Here is a 20,335-nt window from a genome sequence, read left to right on the forward strand (position 1 = left end):
CTATTTTATGAACATCTTTATCATTTTTCAATAAATACCTATGTTTATCAAATGCATGGTTAAGGACTTTCAGATAAAATGGATATTGAATGTAAAGAGGTTGTTTAAAAAGGGGAAGCGGGCAGATTGTTCATGAAGAAGTTTTTCGGCCCCTTTTTAAGCGCGTCGTATTGTATTGGATGAGGAAGGGTGTTTTATGGGTAAAAAATTTAATGATACGTTTTTAAAGGCTTGCCGAAAGGAAGAGGTGCCGCATGTTCCTGTTTGGTATATGAGACAAGCGGGACGTTATCAGCCGGAATATCGAGCCATTAGGGAAAAATACTCCTTTTTTGAAATTAATGAAAATCCCGAAGTTTGTGCTGAAGTGACTCGATTGCCGGTTGAGCAGCTTGGTGTTGACGCGGCCATTTTATTTGCCGATATTATGACACCTTTAAAGCCAATTGGTGTTCATGTTGATATTGTAGAAGGCATTGGCCCGGTCATTGATAATCCAATTTCATCTTTGCAAGATATCGGAAAACTAAAAGATTTGAAGCCTGAGGAGGATGTCCCATATATACTGGACACCATTAAACTCTTAAGAAACCAGTTGGATGTCCCATTGATCGGTTTTTCCGGGGCGCCGTTCACTCTGGCCAGCTATTTAATAGAAGGCGGACCGTCAAAGGGGTACCACAAAACAAAAGGATTTATGTACTCTAAACCGAAGGAATGGCAAGCTTTGATGGATAAGCTTGCGGAAGTGACAGTGTCTTATTTGCAAGCGCAGATTCATTCAGGCGCGCAAGCTGTTCAAGTCTTTGATTCTTGGGTGGGAGCGTTAAGTGCCGAAGACTATAAAGAATATATAGCACCTACAATGACGCGTATTTTTAAGACGTTAAAGGAAAACACCAACGTACCGTCCATTTATTTCGGCAGCGGTTCGAGCCACTTGCTTGAGGAATGGAACAAGCTGCCGGCTGATGTTTTGTCCATTGATTGGCGAATTTCACTTGATAAAGTGAGGGCATTGGGAATAGACAAGCCGCTGCAAGGCAATCTCGATCCTTCTTTGCTTTTGGCTCCTTTTGAATTATTGAAAGAACGCGCCAAAAAAGTCATTGACCAAGGGATCAGCCGGCCGGGGTATATTTTTAATCTTGGACATGGCATTTTTCCATCTGCAAGTGTTGATACATTAAAAAAATTAACTGATTTTGTCCATGATTATACGAGCAAAAATTAACAGGAGTGTTGACATTGAACAGACAGCGTATAGGATTACTGGTTATGGCTTATGGAACGCCTTATAAGCCGGAGGATATTGAACCTTACTATACACACATTCGCCATGGCAGGCGGCCTTCTGACGAGCATCTCGAAGATTTGAAGCAGCGTTATCAGTCAATCGGCGGCACATCGCCTTTGGCGAAGATTACAAAAGATCAAGCGGAAGGACTAGAAAGACGTTTAAATGAATGCCAGAGTGATTATGAATTTAAAGTCTACATCGGTTTAAAGCATATCCATCCATTTATTGAGGATGCTGTGAAAAGCATGCATGAAGATGGCATTAAAAAGGCGGTCAGCCTTGTTCTCGCTCCGCATTTTTCCAAATTCAGCGTTCAATCCTATAATCAAAGGGCGAAAGAGACTGCAGAAAAAATCGGCGGACCGGAAATCATCTCTATTGAAAGCTGGTATAAAGAACCAAAGTTTATCCAATTTTGGGCGGATCAAATTCATCATACTTTTAAAGACATTCCTGAAAGTGAACAGGAACAGGCTGTTGTCATTTTCTCTGCACACAGCCTTCCGGAAAAAATGATTAATCAAGATGATCCGTATCCGGCGCAATTAGAAGAAACAGCGAAACTGATTAGTGAAAAAGCACATATCAAGCATTGGGCTCTCGGATGGCAAAGCGCGGGTAATACGCCTGATCCATGGATAGGTCCAGATGTTCAAGATTTAACCAGAGATTTATATGAACATGAGGGGTACAAGATATTCATTTATTGCCCGGTTGGATTCGTCGCGGAACATCTCGAAGTGCTTTATGATAATGATTACGAATGCAAAGCCGTGACAGATGAATTAGGCGCCCGCTATTATCGTCCAGAGATGCCTAATGCTCATCCCAAATTTATAGATGCGCTGGCAACAGTCGTACTGAAAAAAATGGCTGAAAGAAGTGAATAATAATGGGGAAACGCGTTGTTGTCGCGGGGGGCGGTTTGACAGGGCTGTCAGCCGCTTATTATCTTCAAAAACAAGATAAAACGCTTAACATAACACTTGTAGAAGCCAACGATACACTTGGCGGAAAATTACAAACTGTTTATCAAGACGGATTTGTTATCGAACGAGGACCGGATTCATTTCTAAAAAGAAAAAAAGAAGCGCTTGAATTGATTAAGGATTTGGGCTTGGAAGATGATGTTGTTTCGAATCATACGGGGAAGTCTTATATTTTAAAAGACGGCGGGCTTCACCCGATTCCGGAAGGGTCTGTTATGGGTGTGCCGACGAGCATTCGAACGCTTATGGAAACGACACTGCTGTCCGATGACGGAAAAATAAGAGCCCTTAATGATTTGATTTTGCCGAGAATGCCGGCATTTGATGATATCTCTGTCGGAGAGTTTTTTAAATATCGTCTAGGGGAAGAGATGGTAGACCATATTATTAGTCCATTATTATCAGGCATATATGCCGGTGATATATACAAATTAAGCCTGCAAGCTACCCAGCCGCAATTTATTAAAGCAGAAAAAGAATTGCGCAGCTTGATTGCAGGTCTTAAGGCGCCGAAAAAAACAAATGAAAGCAAGTTTGCGACGTTAAAGAGCGGTTTAAGCCGTTTAATTGATAAGCTCGCAGCCTCTTTAACTCAAACGGCTCTCATAACAGGCGTCAAAGTTGTTGGCTTCGATAAGCAAGATCAACACTATTCATTGCGATTATCCAACGGCCAAAACCTTTGGGCGGATGCCGTTATTTTTGCCATACCTCATGAAATAACAGCAGAACTGCTTAAAGCGCCTTATTTGGAAAATGACGAAGCGGATCCGAATACGTCAGTCGCAACGATTGCAATGGCCTTTGATCAAAAGGATGTTCAGATGGACAAAGAAGGTACAGGATTTGTCGTTTCAAGAAGGGAACCCATATCCATTACAGCCTCAACCTGGACACATATGAAATGGCCGCACACTGCTCCCGAAGGCAAAGCTTTGATAAGATGTTATCTCGGCAAAGCAGGCGACGATAAGATCATTCACCTTTCTGATGAAGAGATGGTTAGGACAGCTTTAGACAATTTAAAGACGGTGGTTAATATTAAAAGGCAGCCTCATTTTTCTGTCGTCAGCCGCTGGGAGAAAGCTATGCCTCAATATCCAGTGGGGCATATGCGATGGCTGAACGATATAAGGGGGCGCTTGCAAAGCGATTACCCAAACGTTTATTTAGCTGGTGCATCATACGAAGGTGTCGGATTGCCTGACTGTATCAAACAAGGCAAAGAGGCATCCACTCAAGTTATTCATTCTCTAAGCAAAATTAAAATTTAACCGGTAATCATTTATTGTTTACCGGTTTGTTTCATGATATATTATTACTTGCAGAACGAATTGACCAAAATGTTCATTTAGTCATAAAGGTGGGTCTTTGATGAGCGGGCGAAAAGAAAGTATTCTAAAAGCAGCAGAAAGGTCGTTTGCGCTTTTTGGATATAAAGGAACAACAATGGATCAAGTGGCCAAAATTGCCAATGTCGGCAAGGGGACGATTTATACCTTTTTCAAAAATAAAGAGGAATTATTTAATGAAATCATTGATCAATTTATTCAACGTATGAAAGTCATTGCCGAAGCAGCTATTGACGAAAATGACCCCTTTTTTGTTAATTTGCACCGTGCACTTTACGAAATCTTATCTTTTCGTAAAGAACATCAATTTACAATTAAAATAACCCAAGAAGTCAAAGAGTTTGGAACCTTGCCGGCAAAACAAGCTTTAGGCAAATTTGAAGATGCCATCCTATCTTTTTTAGAAAAACATATTCAGTTAGCGATCGATAAGGGGGAGCTTGTCAAGTGTGATCCGAAATTAACTGCGTTTGTCATGCTGAGGCTTTATATTGCGATCGTTTTTGAGTGGGAACAGCGGCACGAACCTTTAGATAAAGAGGAAATTGCCAGCTTGTTTGATCTGTACTTTGCGAATGGTCTTGAAAAAAATAAAAAAACGTGTTGAGATCGGCCCGCATATTTGAAGAGAAGGGCCCGTGCACCGATGTTTATTTTTATCTTTTTAAAGCTGCATTAAAGCTTTTCATATAGATGTTGCTTTACTGCTCAGCCATAATTTAAAGTGTAAGTAAAATCCCCTTGGCAGAAATAGGGGGTATATTTGCAGCCAAACTGACTAAATGACTATATTGGTCAATAATCCTTATTAAGGTGGTGGTGCAAGTGCATGCGATTCGTCTTTTTATTTCCGAACTCGCATCTATTGGTAAAAAGCCCAAAATATTAATTGCGATGATTGGCGTTGCTTTAATACCTATTATTTATTGCGGTATGTTTTTATGGGCTTTTTGGGATCCGTATTCAAATACTCAGGATTTGCCGGTTGCTGTCGTTAATAATGATAAAGGCGCCATGCTGGCAGGTGAACGTGTCAATATCGGCCATGATTTAGTCGATCAATTAAAGAGCAATAAGAGTTTTGATTGGCATTTTGTTGATGGTGATAAAGCGGACAAAGGCTTTAAAGATAATAAATATTTTATGATCATTACGATACCGGAGAAATTCTCCAAAAACGCTACAACGATTAATGATGATAAAGTAAAAAAATTGCCGCTCAACTATCAATTAAATTCGGATTATAACTATATTGCTTCTATCATGAGTGAATCAGGCGCCAAAGAGGTTAAAAATAAAGCGGGAAATGAAATCACAGAAACATTTGCCAAAGTGATGTATCGCCAATTAGACGAACTTTCAGATGGACTTAATAAAGCAAGCAAAGGCGCCGGCAAATTGGCAGATGGCAGCAGTGATGCTGAAAAAGGCATCAATGCTCTGAGAAAGCACGTGTCTGATTTAGCAAGCGCCAGTGAGCAATTATCAAACGGCACGAACCAAATTGCTCAAGGATCAGGCCAATTGCATCAAGGCTTAACGGCTCTATCAAACGGCACGCAAGAACTTTATTCACAAACCCAGTCCAAAACAAATGAAATACAAAAGCTTGCTGATGGGGCAAACACGCTATCCAGCAAACTGCAAGAATTAAATCAAGGGATGAATCAGTTATCAGAGTCTCACTCGCAGCTGACAAACGGTTCAGAACAAATTAAAGCCAATATGGAGAAAATCGGCGCTGGACTTGAAAAAGAACAACAAGCGGTTCAAGCTTTCCAAAATGGCGTTGCTCAAGCACAGCCGATCATTAATAAACTTGGCGATAACATGCAGCAATTAACCCAGATTGTTAACGGTGTTGGCCAAGCAAAAGATAACAGCGATCAACTTGCGGCTGCGATACAGAATTACGCAAAAAATCATCCTGATATTGCTAAAGATCCGGATTTCCAAAAGATCATGCAAGCGGGCCAGAATGAAAATGGCGTTATCAATCAAGTCAGAGATAAAACGAAGCAAGCGCTTGCTGACATTCAACAGCCGGGAGTCAGCGACAAAGTCAAACAATTGGTTTCAAATGCAAGCCAGCTGGCATCAGCACAGAATGAATTAGTGAATGGCTTTAAAAAGCTGGAAGATGCACAAAATCAAGTCGTTTCCGGCATGGAGCAGTTCCAAAAGAAAGTTAATCAACTGCCGGACTCAACTGGACAACTATCGCAAGGGGCTAAAACACTTGCTGACGGCACAAATTCTCTTAAACAAAATTGGTCAACGCTAACTTCCAGCATCAAGAAGTTAAACAGCAGCGAGAACCAATTAATAGACGGCAGCAAGAAACTGAATGACAGTATCGGACAGCTGTCTAACGGTATGTCGGCCTTAACTAACGGCACCAATCAAATTGGCAGCGGAACATCAGAATTAGCCAACGGTGTTTCTGATCTCCATAAGGGCAATGAAGACTTGCACACTCAACTTGGCGATGCGCATAAGCAAACTGAAAGTATACCAAAAAATAATGAGCATGCAGATATGTTTGCCAAACCTATTGACTTGCACAACAAAACACATTCAAATGTCAATAATTACGGATACGGTCTGGCTCCTTACTTCTTGTCGCTAGGATTATTTGTTGGGGCGGTCATGTTAACTATTATCTACGACTTAAGGGAACCTGCTCTAAAACCAAGAACAGGCATCAGCTGGGCTCTAGGAAAATATTTCGTGATGGCTGTTATGGGTATTGTGCAAGCCCTTATTGCTGACGTCATTGTCTTATTTGGTTTAGGACTGAAAGTCGATCAGCCGATGATATTTATTTTATTTAGTATTTTAGCAAGCTTAACATTTATGGCATTGATTCAGTTCTTCGCCGGCGCGTTCGGCAACCCGGGACGCTTCTGCATCATCATCATTCTGATTTTGCAATTGACAACAACAGGCGGCACATATCCAGTCCAATTAATACCAAAACCATTGCAAAGCATTCCGCAATGGCTGCCGATGAACTACAGTATTGCAGGATTTAGAAACATTATCGCTGGTCATCAAACAGACATGCTGAAGCATAACGCGCTTATCTTGGCTGTTTTCCTAATTGTGATGTTGGCCGCAAGCATTGTTTTCTTTACGCTGCACAATCGGAAACTCAGAAAGAACGAAGCTGAAGGTCAAGAGAATATGGCCGTTTAAGAATTGAATTTTGACGCCTCGGATGTTTATCCGGGGCGTTATTTTTGTTTTGAAAATATAGTATGATTTATTATTATCATAAACGGCAAAAAGGGGGGAGAGGTTTATGAAAATAAGAAAGGCTTCGCCGAAAGATGCTGCAGCAATGGCTATAGTTCACATAAACAGCTGGAGGACAACTTATCAAAATATTATTCCAGCCAGTTATTTAAATCAATTAACTGAGGAAAAGAGAAGAAAAAAGTGGAGGGATATTCTAACTCATGAAAATCATATCACTTTTATTGCCGAAAATACATGCGGTCAGGTTATAGGATTTGCGGACGGTGGAAAAGAAAGAACAGGAAAATATGAAGATGGCACCGGTAAGTTATATGCCATTTATATCTTGAAAGAATATCAAGGAAAAGGAATCGGCAGGATGCTGTTCAAATCAGTTGCAGAGAAACTGAAAAAGGCAGGTTTTCATTCGATGATTGTTTGGGTTTTGCAGGATAATCAATCCCGCCGTTTTTATGAAGCCTTAGGGGGAAAAGCAGCGGCAGAAAAATGATTGAATTTTCTGGATGTGAATTAACGGCGGCAGCTTATAGATGGCATGACATCGGAATCATATCACGTTTAATATGAGGTATAGCACATGATTATTCTGTCTCTTTTTCTTCCCAATCAGTATATAAACCGCTTCCATTGCAGCCATAGCAATTGTAAGGAGCTGCGTATTCATAATCGAATATGGTCATATACCCTCTGCCATTGCAATCAGGGCATTTGCCTAAAGACTGCATTTTGGTTAGATGTTTTTCATATCTTTTCGTTTTCCAATTGGAATAAGCATTAATAAGGCCCATCGTTATCACCTCTGAAAAAAAGTTTATGTTCAGTTTGCGGCATTAACATGTCCTTTATACAGAATTTAGGGAAAAATTATGAGAAATGGATGCTTGTGAGGTAAAGTCATTTGTATTATAATAAGCAGCAACCCCTTTTGCGTTCATACAAAAGGGGTTGTTTGGCGATGATATTTAATTATTTTTAGGAGCGGTTGAATCGTTTTGTTCATTACCTCGTTTGAGGGCTTCTGTAACCCAGCCGCTTCGTACGCCCCAAAAATAAAAGATAAGAGCAGAAACACCAATTACCAAGAAATCCCATCCAAAAGGTATGATATTAAGTCCGCCGAATTTTTCACTTCCAATATAAGAAATGAAGATCATCCAAATGAGGAAGAAAATGAACCAAAGACCTGCTTTAAAGTCCCTTTTAAAACCTGCAAAGTCGTTTTTATATTGATAATAAAAGTAGACAGGCAGACCGATAATAATAATCATGGTTACTTTACCCGTCAGCGGCCAAGACCCCCAGTAAAAGATCAAGGCAGAAGCAATAAATCCAAGCGGTGCAATGATTGGCATCCCTTTAATTTTAAGCGGGGATTTGAGATACTCTCTATGCCTGCGGAAAACCATCACTGAGACAGGCCCTGTCATATAAGAGATCAAAGTCGCAATTGAAATGATCGAAGACAATTGCCCCCAGCCTCTGAACAGCAGCAGGAAAATGAAAGATACGAAAATGTTAAACCACATCGCAGGACGAGGGATTCCTGATTTTTTGTCTACTTTGCCAAAAATGCTTGGGAAATAACCATTTTGGTTCATGCCGTAAATCATTCGTGCAGTCGTTGCAGTATATGTAACACCTGTACCAGACGGCGATACCACAGCATCAGCAAACAACAAAAGGACTAGCCAGTTTAATCCCCAAGCCATTGCAAGATCCGCAAAAGGAGAGTTCAAATTAATATTTGCCCAGCCATGTTTAAGCATATCAGGCGTCACACCGCCTGTAAATGTAACTTGTAATAAAAGGTAGATAACACCTGCTATTAAAATTGATAAAACAACCGCTAAAGGAACGTTGCGGTTAGGATTCTTTGCTTCACCAGCCATATTGATCGGGCTCTGGAAGCCGTTGAATGAAAAAACGATGCCCGAAATCGATACAGCTGTGAGCACGCCGGACCAGCCGTTTGGCATAAAGCCGCCGTAATGTGTAAAATTTTGTCCATTGAAACTAGTCACAATTAAACCGATAATAACACATGCCGGAATAACAAATTTAAATATCGTTATAACGGTATTTACACGAGCAAATAAGGAAACTGTAAAGTAATTTAATAAGAAATAAACAATGACAAGCAAGGCTGATATGAATAGCCCGGTGATTGTCAATTCCTTGCCATCATAGAGAGAATGGGCCCATTCAAAAGGCCAAGAACTGATATATTGTGTCGAGGCTTCAGCTTCTACAGGAATAACTGAAACAATGGCTATCCAGTTTGCCCATCCGGACAGATAGCCGACAAGAGAACCGTGTGAGAATTGGCCGTATCTAACCATACCGCCTGCTTCAGGGAACATGCCCCCGAGTTCTGCAAATGATAATCCTATAAATAAAATAAGAATTGTTCCGATAATCCACGCATAAATGGCTGCCGGGCCGGCAAGCTTTGCGGCTTTCCAAGCACCAAATAACCAGCCGGAGCCAATAATTGAACCAATGCCGGTCATGGTAAGAGCGAAAGCGCCGATATTTCGCTTCATATTGTTCTGCATGTCATCACCTCCGAGATGTCGAAAATTGTCCACAGTTAAGTATTTTATCACGTTGTGTAAACGCTGTCCCCGAAAACACATAATGTTGGAAGATTAAAAGCTGTCAGAATTAATATTTTTCGAGTTTTTTCGACGTTAAATGCTTTGGATTAGGTATAATGAATCATGAAAAAACGATTAAATTCGCGCTGCTGCCATCCGATCAAAATATATAATATAAATACTGTCATATTATGACTTGTTAAGCCATGATTTATTCCTTCATAGGAGGGGGAAAAATGATTTATATTGATAATCAAAACATTCATGACCCGAGTGTAAACTTAGCGATAGAAGAATTTATTTTGCGTTATCTTGACCAAAATGAAACATACTTGCTGTTCTATATTAATGATCCTTCAATTATTATTGGCAAAAATCAAAACACAATCGAAGAAATTAATACCGATGTTGTTGAGCGCGAAAACATTTATGTGATCAGAAGGCTTTCAGGCGGCGGTGCCGTTTACCATGATCGCGGCAATTTGAATTTCAGTTTCATTACGAAAGATGACGGCGACAACTTTCATAATTTCAAGAGGTTTACAGATCCGGTTGTTAGCGCTTTAAGGGATATGGGGGTTAATGCTGAACTGTCCGGCCGTAATGACCTTATGGCTGATGGAAAGAAAATAAGCGGCAATGCCCAATTTGCTTCTAAGGGACGCATGTTCAGCCATGGGACTTTAATGTTTGACTCCAATATTGAAGACGTTGTCCGTGCCTTAAACGTAAAGATGGAGAAAATCGAATCGAAAGGCATTAAATCTATCCGCAATCGTGTTGCAAATATTAAGGATTATTTGGACGAGCCAATGACGATTGAAGTGTTTAAAGAAAAAATATTGGAAGGCATTTATGGCGGACAAGAGGTTCAAGAATATCGATTAACAGAAAAAGATTGGAAAATCATTAACGACATTTCCAATAAACGCTATAAAAATTGGGACTGGAATTACGGGAGATCGCCGTCTTCAAATATTCAACATTCGCACCGGTTCCCGGTCGGACAAATTGATGTTCGTTTAAAAGTTGAAAGAGGTGTGATCCGAAGCTGCAAAATTTACGGCGATTTTTTTGGCGTCGGGGAAGTCAGTGATATTGAGGAACGGTTAACAGGTGTAAAATATGCTAAGGCTGATATTGACAAAGCATTGAATGATATTGAAGTTAAGCATTACTTTGGGGATATATCCAAGGACGATTTTATTCAGTTGATTTATTAGCTGGTGTTCATCGGTTTAGGAGGGCTTCTTTTTGAAATATATTAATAACCAGGATATTATGGATATCACGATTAACTTTGCCATCGAGGAATACGCGTTAACCGAGCTTGATATTAACGAAACTTATCTGTTATTTTACAGTATGACGCCAACGGTTATCGTCGGGAAGAACCAAAATACGGTTGAAGAGATTAACATGGATTACGTGAGGGAAAATAATGTCACGGTTTGCCGCCGGTTATCAGGCGGCGGTGCGGTTTATAATGACGAGGGAGACTTAAGCTTCAGCTTTATTACAAAAGATGACGGCAGCAGCTTTAATAATTATAAGAAGTTTACTGAACCCGTTGTCCGTGCTCTTCGCAATATGGGGGTCAACGCCGAGCTTTTAGGGCGAAATGATTTATTGGTCGATGGCAAGAAAATATCCGGCAACGCGCAATTCTCTACAAGAGGCCGCATGTTCAGCCACGGTACGCTCATGTTTGATGTTAATTTAGACAATGTGGCGAAGGCGCTGAATCCTGATCCGGAGAAATATTTATCAAAAGGGATAAAATCGGTGAGAAGCAGGGTCACTAATATTAGGGACCATCTAAAAGAGGATATGGACATTCATCAGTTTAAAGAGATGCTTTTACAATACATTTTCGAAGGCGAGAAAGGTATTCCGGAGTATAAACTGACGGAAAAGGATTGGAAAAGAATTATGGAAATCGCTGAAAAGCGTTACCGCAATTGGGATTGGGTATACGGCAAATCGCCTGAATTTAACGTAAAACAAACCAAACGTTTTCCATCCGGAAAAGTTGATGTTCGCTTAGAAGTAAAAAAAGGCTTGATAGAACAAGCAGCCATCTTCGGGGACTTTTTTGCAGTGGGCGATATTCATGATATTGAGAAGCGGCTCGTCGGTGTCAAGTATAAACGTGAAGATTTGATGGACGCGTTAACAGATATAGATGCTTCATATTATCTAGGAAAAATAAGCAAAGAAGAATTTGTAAATATGCTGTTTTAAAACGTTATGAGCTTCAATAGAAGGCTGCTCCTGTATGTGAGCGGCCTTTTTTTCTTGAATCGGCATATTTATTTACTGTCATCCCCAGAAGAATGAGGGACGAGGCGCATACACTAATGAATATTCGGAACAACTTGACAATTATTATGCAGAATTTTATGATTAATATATATATTACACGATATATAACCACCGATTATTTTACGTTATATATAATTAATGATTTATTTTATAAAAGAGGTGGACAGTGTGATTTTTAATAAAGAAGCGGAGACAATGGCACATAATGAGATGAAAGCGCTTCAATTGAAAAAGCTGAAAGAAACGGTTCGCACAGCATATCAGAAAGTGCCTTTTTATCGTGAATCATTTGAAAAACATCGCGTTGTTCCAGATGATATCCAGTCGCTTGAGGATATCACCCGGCTCCCTTTTACTGTAAAGAAAGATTTGCGGGAGCAGTATCCGTTCGGGCTATTTGCGGTTGACCAGAAAGAGATTATCCGGCTGCATGCTTCATCAGGGACCAGCGGCAAACCGACAGTTGTAGGTTATACTCGCCGCGATATTGAAAATTGGTCAGAAGCGGCGGCAAGGGCGATTGCTGCTGCCGGGGGAAAACCGGGAGAGGTGCTTCACAATGCTTACGGATACGGTTTGTTTACCGGAGGACTCGGCATTCATTACGGTTCTGAAAAACTTGGCATGGCCACGGTGCCTGTTTCGGGCGGAAACACAGAAAGACAGATTATGTTGATTGAGGATTTTAAACCGACGGTGATTACCGGAACGCCATCTTATATCCTAAATATCATCGATACGATGGAACGGATGGGAAAGGATCCGCGGAAAGCAAGCTTAAAATACGGCATTTTCGGTGCCGAACCGTGGTCGGAAGAAATGAGGCATGAACTGGAGGAAAAGCTTGCTATAAAAGCTGTCGATATCTATGGACTCAGTGAAGTGATGGGGCCCGGCGTCGCTATTGAGTGCTATCAAGAGCAAAATGGCTTACATATAATGGACGATCTTTTTTATGTTGAAGTGATTGATTCAGATACCCTTGAACCTGTACCGGACGGCCAAACCGGAGAACTTGTCTTCACAAGCTTAACGAAGGAAGCGATGCCAGTGATTCGCTACCGTACCGGTGATATAGCCTCTATCAAAAAGGGACAGTGTTCTTGCGGCAGAACAACAACAAAGATGTCCAGAGTTAAGGGACGCATCGACGATATGCTTATTATAAGAGGCGTGAATGTTTTTCCATCTGAGATTGAGAACGTACTCTTAACGGTTAAAGAATTGCAGCCTCATTACCAGTTAGAGCTGTCTAAAAAGGGCCGGCTGGATGAATTATCGCTTAATGTTGAAATTCGCCCCGAAGTCTATCAAGCTATCGGGCATCATTTGAATCATGATGCTGTTATTCATTTGAAAAGACGTGTTTGCCATTTATTAAAAAGCAAATGCCTGATTTCGATTAATGTGAATATATTGGAACCTGGTTCAATACCTAGATCTGAGGGAAAGGCAGTCAGAATTGCGGATCTAAGAAAAAAAGATCTTGCTGACGGGAGAGTTTAATAAAATGAGTGGATGAAAATATCATAAAAATTCTAAAAAGCTTCAACGTTTGAAAAATATATAACATTATAATATAATGACGTTAAACTAACGTCATATGGGTGGTGTATCAATTGATTGAACAATTGACTTTTGACGTATTGAATGACGAGCAAAAATATCAACATTTTATGGAACGGATTAATCGCGGTGAAAAAATTGAAGCGGACGATTGGATGCCGGATGATTATCGTCAGGCGCTGATTCGCTTGATTTCCATGCATGGGATCAGCGAAATTATGGGTGCGCTTCCAGAGAAGGAATGGGTCCCAAAAGCGCCGACGTTGAACCGCAAGCTGGCCATTATGGCAAAAGTTCAAGATGAGATGGGGCATGGGCAGCTGCTTTTAAGAGTGGCTGAAGATCTTATGAAGCCGCTTGGGAAGAACCGGGATAATATTATGCAGGATCTGTTTTCAAAGCGGCTGAAGTTTCATAATGTTTTCCATATGCCTTCACCGACGTGGGGGGATGCAGCTGTTATTGCTTGGCTTGTCGACGGGGCGGCTATTCTATCGCAGACGATGATGCTCGATACTTCTTATGGTCCTTACGGAAGAGCATTAAAGCGGATTTGCCAAGAGGAATCGTTTCATGCCAAGCACGGCGAAAGCCTTGTATTGTCTCTGGCAGAAGGCACCGATAAGCAAAAACAAATGCTTCAAGAAGCCGTTAACCGTTGGTGGGATGCCTTATTAATGTTCTTTGGGCCGAAATCGAAAAACGAAACCGGCCATTCCAATGTTGATAAAAATATTAAATATAAGTTAAGAACGAAAACGAATGAGCAGCTGAGGCAAGAATTTTTAACAAAGTATGTCCCTAAGATGAAATTAATTGGTCTGGACATTCCTGATAAAACGATTCGCTTTGATGAAGACAAGCAAGAGTGGATTTATAAGGAGCCTGATTGGAACGAATTTAAGAAAATTGTTTCCGGAAATGGTCCGAAAACGAATGAACGGCTGCATTTAAGACAAAGCTCCTATGAACAAAATGAATGGGTAAGAGAGGCGCTTGGCCATATTAGTTCGGCAGCTGTTGGATAAAACGAAAGAAACGAAAGGCGGTTGACCATGAAAAAGGATCATCATGAATCAGACGCATTTTATGAGGAATTTGAAGTGTTCAGCAAAAAGAAGGATGGATCACCTATTCAGCATCAATTCAGTTTGCTTGCGCCGAATGAAGAAATGGCTCTCATTATGGCAAAGGAAAACTTTTTCCGCCGTGAGCCCGCTGTTGATATATGGGTTGTCAAACGCTCAAATATTAGAAAATTAGCGCAAAGCGAAAAAGAAGCATTGAAAAAGCTTGATAAACCTTACCGGGAAACTAAAGGATATGCCGACCTTAACAGAAGGTGGCGGGCTTTTAAAGAAAAAGGCAAAGATGAATGGCTGAAGGGGGAAAAGGAGGCATGAGTTTTTCTGAAAAAAACAAAGCAATGACCGAACTTTTATATCAATTGGCCGACGATGATTTTATTCATGCCCATCGCGGGTCGGAGTGGCTTGGGCTTGCCCCGCACATTGAAGAAGATGTCGCTTTTTCGTCGATTAATCAAGATACAATGGGCCATGCCGCCATGTACTATAAACTCCTTGAAGATTTGGGAGAGGGCAAAGCAGATGACCTGTCGCATAGAAGAAAACCGGAGCAGTATAGAAACGCGATTATTTTAGAAGAAAGAAACGGATCCGGCGAATATTTGGAGTCTCCTCAATATGATTGGGCTTTTACAGTGATTAGGCACTTTTTCTATGATGTTTCAAAAAAGATTCGATTAGAATCTTTGAAACAATCATCTTATGAGCCGCTGTCTGAAGCCGCAAGAAAAATATTAACAGAACAATATTATCACTTAATGCATTGGGAAGTCTGGTTTAAACAGTTAATGACAAGCACAGCGAAAGCCAGAAAGAAAATGGAGGCCGCTATTTTCAAAGTTTGGGATGATTTCGGCGGCGTGCTGACGCTCGGTCCGTACGGCGATGAAATGGTTAAGGCCGGATTAATCGAAGATGAGGAAGTCTTAAAGACCCGTTTTACTGAACGGATGCAAAAGTATTTTCAATCTGTTGATTTTAAACTTGTAACAGAGCCGCAAATGAAGCGCGGAGACGGAAGAGCCGGTGTCCATACGCCGGATCTCGAGCACGCCTTAAGCACCTTAAGCGAAGTTTATGTTTCGGACGCCGAAGCGGCAGGCTGGTAATGCAAAAGACGGCTCGGCGGAAAAGAAAGAAGGTGAAAGCTTGGCTAAAGAACAGCAAGTGAATCATTTAATAGAAGAGATTCGCCGCGTCTTAGAGTCAGTCAAGGATCCAGAACTCCCGGCGATCAGCATTGCAGAATTAGGGGTGTTGGGGGAGATTGATATTAATGAGGGGCATGCAACGATTCATCTTCTGCCGACATTCAGCGGGTGCCCTGCTTTAAACATCATTGAACAGGAAGTTAAGGATGCTTTGTCGAAGATTGATAGTGTTCAAACCGTCAATGTCCAGTTTGTCTTTAATCCGCCGTGGACCACAGACAGAATTAGTCCGGAGGGACGCGAAAAACTCAAAGCTTATGGGATTTCTCCTCCGCCGGCTCATCATCGTGAAGGAGATCCGTGGGAGATTGATTGTCCATATTGCGGCTCAACCTATGTCACGATGGAAAACATTTTTGGGCCAACTGCCTGCCGCAGCATTTTATATTGCAAAAACTGCAAAAACCCTTTTGAGGCAATGAAGCCTGTTGCCGTCGGAATTAACTAAAATTTCATATTAGTACGGGATTTAGGGGTATTCTTCTAAACTTAAAACGAAAGGAATTGAGGAAAGATGGTCAAAATGATTGCACTTTATAAACAGCCGAAGGATAAGGAAGCTTTTGATGAGCACTACAAAAATGTACACACGCCGATTACTAAGAAAATTCCCGGGCTTAAAAAAATGAAAGTCACAAAAATTACGGGGTCTCCAATGGGGGAAAGCGAATATTATTTGCTTTGTGAAATGTATTATGAAAGCCACGAAGCTTTGAAAAAGGCTATGAAAACGGAAGAAGCAAAGGCTTCTGCGAAAGATGTCATGTCATTTGCCGGCGATATCGTTACGATGATGATTGGTGAGGAAGTTGATGAGTAAACCGTCGTTCATTAACTTTTGGCAAGAAAATGGAATTGGATATATTGAACTTAACCGTCCTAAAGTTTTAAATGCGCTTAATCGGCAAATGGTTTCTGAAATCGTCTCAGCGCTCGCTGAATTTGACCATAATCATGATATCAGGGTGATTTTAATCAAAGGCAGCGGGCGGGCTTTTGCTGCAGGGGCGGATATTGACGAAATGGCTCATGATACGCCGGTACAGCTTGAATTATTAAACCAATTTGCTGAGTGGGACCGAATCAGCCTGATCAAAAAGCCGGTGATTGCGGCGGTTCACGGTTTTGCATTGGGCGGCGGTTTCGAACTGGCTTTAAGCTGTGACTTTATTTTCGCAGCAGAAAATGCCCGGTTCGGTTTTCCTGAAGTGAATCTTGGCGTCATGCCGGGAGCCGGCGGAACCGTACGTTTAACCAAAGCGATGGGCAGGACGAAGGCGCTCGAATGGCTGTGCACCGGCGAACAGATGGAAGCCTCTGCCGCCAATCATTATGGGCTGATAACCCGGCTTGTTCCGGAAGAACTGCTTTTTGAAGAAGCTGAACGATTTGCCAAAAAGCTGGCAGAAAAACCGCCGCTGTCGCTCAGACTTATTAAAGATACGGTTAATAAAGCCGTTGATGCCAATGTTTATGAAGCGATGCAATACGAGCGGAAGAACTTTTACTTGCTATTTGCCTCCAGCGATCAGAAGGAAGGCATGGAAGCTTTTGTTGAAAAAAGACCCGCAGCATTTCGCGGTCAATGAAGAGAGGGAGATCATTGGAAACCATTTTATTTGAAGTCAGCAATCAGATTGGCTGGTTAACGTTAAATAGGCCGGAAAAACTTAACGCTTTTAATGAGCAAATGAATAAAGAGATTGTTCAAGTTATCAAACAAATTGAAAAAAACGATGATGTCAGAGCGGTTGTCATTCGCGGCGCGGGAAGGGCTTTTTGCGCTGGAGAAGATTTAAGCAGTGTCAACACAGATACAGATTTTGGCGATGTGCTTCGGGAAAGATACAATCCGATGGTAAAACGATTGGCTTACCTTGAAAAACCGGTCGTTGCTGCTATTGACGGTGCTGCGGCCGGGGCAGGTCTCAGTTTGGCATTGGCGTGCGATTTCCGAATTGCTTCAGATAAAGCTTCTTTCCTTGAGGCTTTTATTCATGTTGGGCTAGTTCCTGATTCGGGAAACCTTTACTACTTGCCGCGGATCGTCGGTTATGCCAAAGCAATGGAGCTGGCGATATTAGGGGAAAAAATTAATGCAGACCAGGCGAAAGAACTTGGGCTTGTGACAAAAGTCTTTCCGCAAGAAGAATTTGAACAAGGTGTTCAAGCCTTTGCTGAGCGTTTAGCCAAAATGCCGACGAAGGCTGTCGGCTTCATCAAGCGGTATATGCAGCAAAGTTATGAGACAAATCTCAGCCAAATGCTTGAATATGAAGCCTATGCCCAAGGCGCGGCAGGAAAGACCGAAGATCACGAAGCAGGCGTCCAAGCCTTTTTAAATAAACAAAAGCCGGTGTTTAAAGGCAAATAAGAGCGAGACATTCCCATGATTAAAGAAACAGATCGGTCAAGACCCTATAGGCTGAAATGTTTTATTTTGAGTGAGGCGAACTTTCCATGTTCGCCTTTTATAACAGAATGTGCTCTAAAGAACCGGGAGGAGAATGATCATGAGTGAAAAAGTTGTTGTTGTCGGTTCCGGCGTTATGGGCCGCGGCATTGCTTATGTGAGTGCTTTAGGCGGCTATCAAGTCGGTTTGGTCGATGTTTCAGAAGAAGCGTTAGACAGCGCTAAAGCAAATATTAACACACTGCTTGAACAAGGAATAGAACGCCAAAAATTAACCGAATTAGAAGCGGCTTGCGCCAAAGAAAAAATAGCCTATGACACGGATTTGGCGTCTTGTGTGAAACATGCGGATATTGTGATTGAAGCTGTTCCGGAAAAAATAGACATTAAAAAGTCAGTTTTTGAAACGATTGACGCCCATGCGCCTGAACACTGTATTTTGGCAACGAATACATCAACAATGAGTCCAACAGAAATTGGCTCTTTTACAAAACGTCCAGCCTCTGTCATAGCCATGCATTTTTTTAACCCGGTACATAAAATGCGTCTTGTGGAAATCATTAGAGGATTAGAAACAAGCGACGAGACGGCAGCGTATGTCGAAAAGGCCGCTAAAAAGATGGGAAAAGAAACGGTGATTGTCAATGAATTCCCCGGCTTTGTAACCAGCAGGATGAGCGCACTGATCGGCAATGAAGCCTTTTATATGCTGCAAGAAGGTGTTGCATCGGCGGAAGATATCGATAAAGCAATTAAGTTCGGGCTGAACTTTCCGATGGGGCCGCTGGAATTAGCAGATCTTGTTGGGCTGGATGCCCGGTTAAATAATTTACGTTACTTGCATGAAAAATTGGGCGAAAGATTTCGGCCTGCACCGCTATTAGAGAAATATGTTAAAGCGGGCCGGTTAGGCAGGAAAACAGGGATGGGCGTTTATCATTATTCGAAAAAAGAAGGGGTTCGAAGCTAATGGAAGACGTTGTTATTGTTGATGCGGTCAGAACGCCGATCGGACGGTACCGCGGTGCACTGAAATCAGTTAGACCAGACGATTTAGCAGCGATTGTCATTAAGGCTTTAGTTGAAAGGCAGCCGAATTTGCCGGTTGATGAGATAGAAGAGGTCATTTTGGGCAATGCCAACGGTGCCGGTGAAGAAAACCGGAACGTTGCGAGAATGGCGGCCTTATTAGCGGATCTCCCGCTGCATGTGTCAGGAGTTACCGTCAACCGGCTGTGCGGTTCGGGGCTTGATGCTTTTAACACGGCAGCCAGGGCGATTATGGTTGGTGACGGTGATATTTATATTGCCGGCGGTACTGAAAGCATGACACGTGCACCATTTGTTATGGCAAAGCCCGAAGCAGATTATCCAAGGGGCAATCAGGAACTATTTGATACGACCATTGGCTGGCGGTTTATCAATAGTAAGCTTGAGGAAAAGTATGGAACAGACAGCATGCCCCAAACGGCGGAGAATGTCGCTAAAAGATTCGGAATTACCCGCGAAGCTCAAGACCGATTTGCTTACACAAGCCAAATGCGGGCGAAACAGGCAATGGCATCGAACCGTTTTGCTGATGAGCTCGTTCCGGTAACTTATTATGACAGAAAAGGCAATGCGTGCACGGTAGATGAAGATGAACACCCGCGTCCAAATACCACGCTCAGCAAGCTGAGTCAATTAAAGCCGATTTTTAAAGATGGAACAGTGACTGCCGGCAATGCTTCGGGCATCAATGACGGTGCCTCGGCTGTTCTGATAATGAGTGGGAGAAAAGCTGAGCAACTGGGGATTAAACCGATGGTCCGGTTTGTATCTTGCGGAACGGCCGGATTGGAACCGGCGATTATGGGCTTAGGGCCTATTGAAGCGTCAAGAAAAGCTTTAAGGAGGGCCGGACTTAGCACTAATGATATTGACCTTGTTGAACTCAATGAAGCGTTTGCCTCACAATCGCTGGAGTGCATAAGGCAGCTTGAGCTGGATCCTGAACGTGTAAATGTCAACGGCGGCGCTATAGCGTTGGGTCACCCATTAGGGGCAAGCGGTGCCAGAATTTTAACAACTCTCGTTCATGAAATGAAAAAACGAAAAGCCAAACGCGGATTAGCAGCCATGTGCATTGGCGTTGGCCAAGGAATCGCGACGGTCGTTGAAAATATTGAATGATAAAGGATGAGCGTACAATCGTTGATATTGTATATAGGTGTTGTGAGACGAACCCCTTGAC

At 42.0% G+C, this 20,335-nt stretch carries 20 protein-coding genes; 18 read left to right on the top strand and 2 right to left on the bottom strand.

Annotated elements, in window-relative coordinates; all coding sequences use genetic code 11:
• Positions 1-196 precede the first annotated feature (196 nt).
• The 6 genes from hemE (at position 197) to JOD45_RS00145 (ending at position 7,392) form a co-directional block, all read left to right on the top strand.
• A complete protein-coding gene (hemE, locus tag JOD45_RS00120; protein ID WP_205001771.1) occupies positions 197-1,234 on the top strand; it encodes a uroporphyrinogen decarboxylase in 1,038 nt (345 codons plus the stop codon).
• Positions 1,235-1,248: 14 nt separating this feature from the next.
• Positions 1,249-2,190: a ferrochelatase gene (hemH, locus tag JOD45_RS00125; protein ID WP_205001772.1), complete on the top strand. Its 942-nt coding sequence runs from the start codon at positions 1,249-1,251 to the stop codon at positions 2,188-2,190.
• 2 nt (positions 2,191-2,192) lie between these two features.
• Entirely contained in the window at positions 2,193-3,563 is a 1,371-nt protein-coding gene (gene hemY, locus JOD45_RS00130) for a protoporphyrinogen oxidase (protein ID WP_205001773.1), read from the top strand.
• Positions 3,564-3,660: 97 nt separating this feature from the next.
• Positions 3,661-4,248, top strand: coding sequence for a TetR/AcrR family transcriptional regulator (locus JOD45_RS00135; protein ID WP_205001774.1), 588 nt, complete (start codon positions 3,661-3,663; stop codon positions 4,246-4,248).
• A gap of 218 nt (positions 4,249-4,466) precedes the next feature.
• A complete protein-coding gene (locus tag JOD45_RS00140) occupies positions 4,467-6,839 on the top strand; it encodes a YhgE/Pip family protein (RefSeq protein ID WP_205001775.1) in 2,373 nt (790 codons plus the stop codon).
• A 106-nt stretch (positions 6,840-6,945) separates the two neighbouring features.
• Positions 6,946-7,392, top strand: coding sequence for a GNAT family N-acetyltransferase (locus tag JOD45_RS00145; protein ID WP_205001776.1), 447 nt, complete (start codon positions 6,946-6,948; stop codon positions 7,390-7,392).
• Between the two features lie 91 nt (positions 7,393-7,483).
• On the opposite strand, the gene JOD45_RS00150 is transcribed toward JOD45_RS00145, so the two are convergent.
• On the bottom strand, positions 7,484-7,690 hold the full coding sequence (locus JOD45_RS00150; RefSeq protein WP_205001777.1) for a methionine aminopeptidase: 207 nt from the start codon (positions 7,688-7,690) through the stop codon (positions 7,484-7,486).
• Positions 7,691-7,864: 174 nt separating this feature from the next.
• Complete coding sequence (locus JOD45_RS00155; RefSeq protein ID WP_205001778.1) at positions 7,865-9,457, bottom strand: APC family permease; 1,593 nt, start codon at positions 9,455-9,457, stop codon at positions 7,865-7,867.
• A 278-nt stretch (positions 9,458-9,735) separates the two neighbouring features.
• Here JOD45_RS00155 and JOD45_RS00160 point away from each other — a divergent pair, with 278 nt between their 5' ends.
• The 12 genes from JOD45_RS00160 to JOD45_RS00215 all read left to right on the top strand — a co-directional run bounded on the left by JOD45_RS00160 (position 9,736) and on the right by JOD45_RS00215 (position 20,274).
• Positions 9,736-10,722 (top strand): lipoate--protein ligase, encoded by a 987-nt coding sequence (locus JOD45_RS00160; protein ID WP_205001779.1) that lies wholly within the window; start codon positions 9,736-9,738, stop codon positions 10,720-10,722.
• A gap of 31 nt (positions 10,723-10,753) precedes the next feature.
• Entirely contained in the window at positions 10,754-11,743 is a 990-nt protein-coding gene (locus JOD45_RS00165) for a lipoate--protein ligase (protein ID WP_205001780.1), read from the top strand.
• Positions 11,744-11,995: 252 nt separating this feature from the next.
• Positions 11,996-13,330: a phenylacetate--CoA ligase PaaK gene (gene paaK / locus JOD45_RS00170; RefSeq protein ID WP_380897638.1), complete on the top strand. Its 1,335-nt coding sequence runs from the start codon at positions 11,996-11,998 to the stop codon at positions 13,328-13,330.
• 113 nt (positions 13,331-13,443) lie between these two features.
• Positions 13,444-14,418 carry a 1,2-phenylacetyl-CoA epoxidase subunit PaaA gene (gene paaA / locus JOD45_RS00175; RefSeq protein ID WP_205001782.1) on the top strand — a complete coding sequence of 325 codons (975 nt, stop codon included), beginning with the start codon at positions 13,444-13,446 and terminating at the stop codon, positions 14,416-14,418.
• Positions 14,419-14,445: 27 nt separating this feature from the next.
• A complete protein-coding gene (paaB, locus tag JOD45_RS00180) occupies positions 14,446-14,793 on the top strand; it encodes a 1,2-phenylacetyl-CoA epoxidase subunit PaaB (RefSeq protein ID WP_205001783.1) in 348 nt (115 codons plus the stop codon).
• Positions 14,790-15,587: a 1,2-phenylacetyl-CoA epoxidase subunit PaaC gene (gene paaC / locus JOD45_RS00185; RefSeq protein WP_205001784.1), complete on the top strand. Its 798-nt coding sequence runs from the start codon at positions 14,790-14,792 to the stop codon at positions 15,585-15,587. Before paaB ends, paaC begins: the two co-directional genes overlap by 4 nt.
• A complete protein-coding gene (gene paaD / locus JOD45_RS00190; protein ID WP_205001785.1) occupies positions 15,556-16,137 on the top strand; it encodes a 1,2-phenylacetyl-CoA epoxidase subunit PaaD in 582 nt (193 codons plus the stop codon). The genes paaC and paaD overlap by 32 nt, the downstream gene beginning before the upstream one ends.
• Before the next feature lie 66 nt (positions 16,138-16,203).
• Positions 16,204-16,509, top strand: coding sequence for an EthD family reductase (locus JOD45_RS00195; protein WP_205001786.1), 306 nt, complete (start codon positions 16,204-16,206; stop codon positions 16,507-16,509).
• The gene (locus tag JOD45_RS00200; protein WP_205001787.1) at positions 16,502-17,278 is read left to right on the top strand and encodes an enoyl-CoA hydratase/isomerase family protein; all 777 of its coding nucleotides are present in this window, start codon (positions 16,502-16,504) and stop codon (positions 17,276-17,278) included. The genes JOD45_RS00195 and JOD45_RS00200 overlap by 8 nt, the downstream gene beginning before the upstream one ends.
• Before the next feature lie 14 nt (positions 17,279-17,292).
• Complete coding sequence (locus tag JOD45_RS00205) at positions 17,293-18,063, top strand: enoyl-CoA hydratase-related protein (protein ID WP_239548968.1); 771 nt, start codon at positions 17,293-17,295, stop codon at positions 18,061-18,063.
• Between the two features lie 139 nt (positions 18,064-18,202).
• Positions 18,203-19,072 (top strand): 3-hydroxyacyl-CoA dehydrogenase, encoded by an 870-nt coding sequence (locus tag JOD45_RS00210; RefSeq protein ID WP_205001789.1) that lies wholly within the window; start codon positions 18,203-18,205, stop codon positions 19,070-19,072.
• Positions 19,072-20,274 carry a thiolase family protein gene (locus JOD45_RS00215; RefSeq protein WP_205001790.1) on the top strand — a complete coding sequence of 401 codons (1,203 nt, stop codon included), beginning with the start codon at positions 19,072-19,074 and terminating at the stop codon, positions 20,272-20,274. Before JOD45_RS00210 ends, JOD45_RS00215 begins: the two co-directional genes overlap by 1 nt.
• Positions 20,275-20,335: the final 61 nt, after the last annotated feature.

The organism is Scopulibacillus daqui (genome assembly GCF_016908855.1).
Classification (GTDB): domain Bacteria; phylum Bacillota; class Bacilli; order Bacillales; family Sporolactobacillaceae; genus Scopulibacillus_A; species Scopulibacillus_A daqui.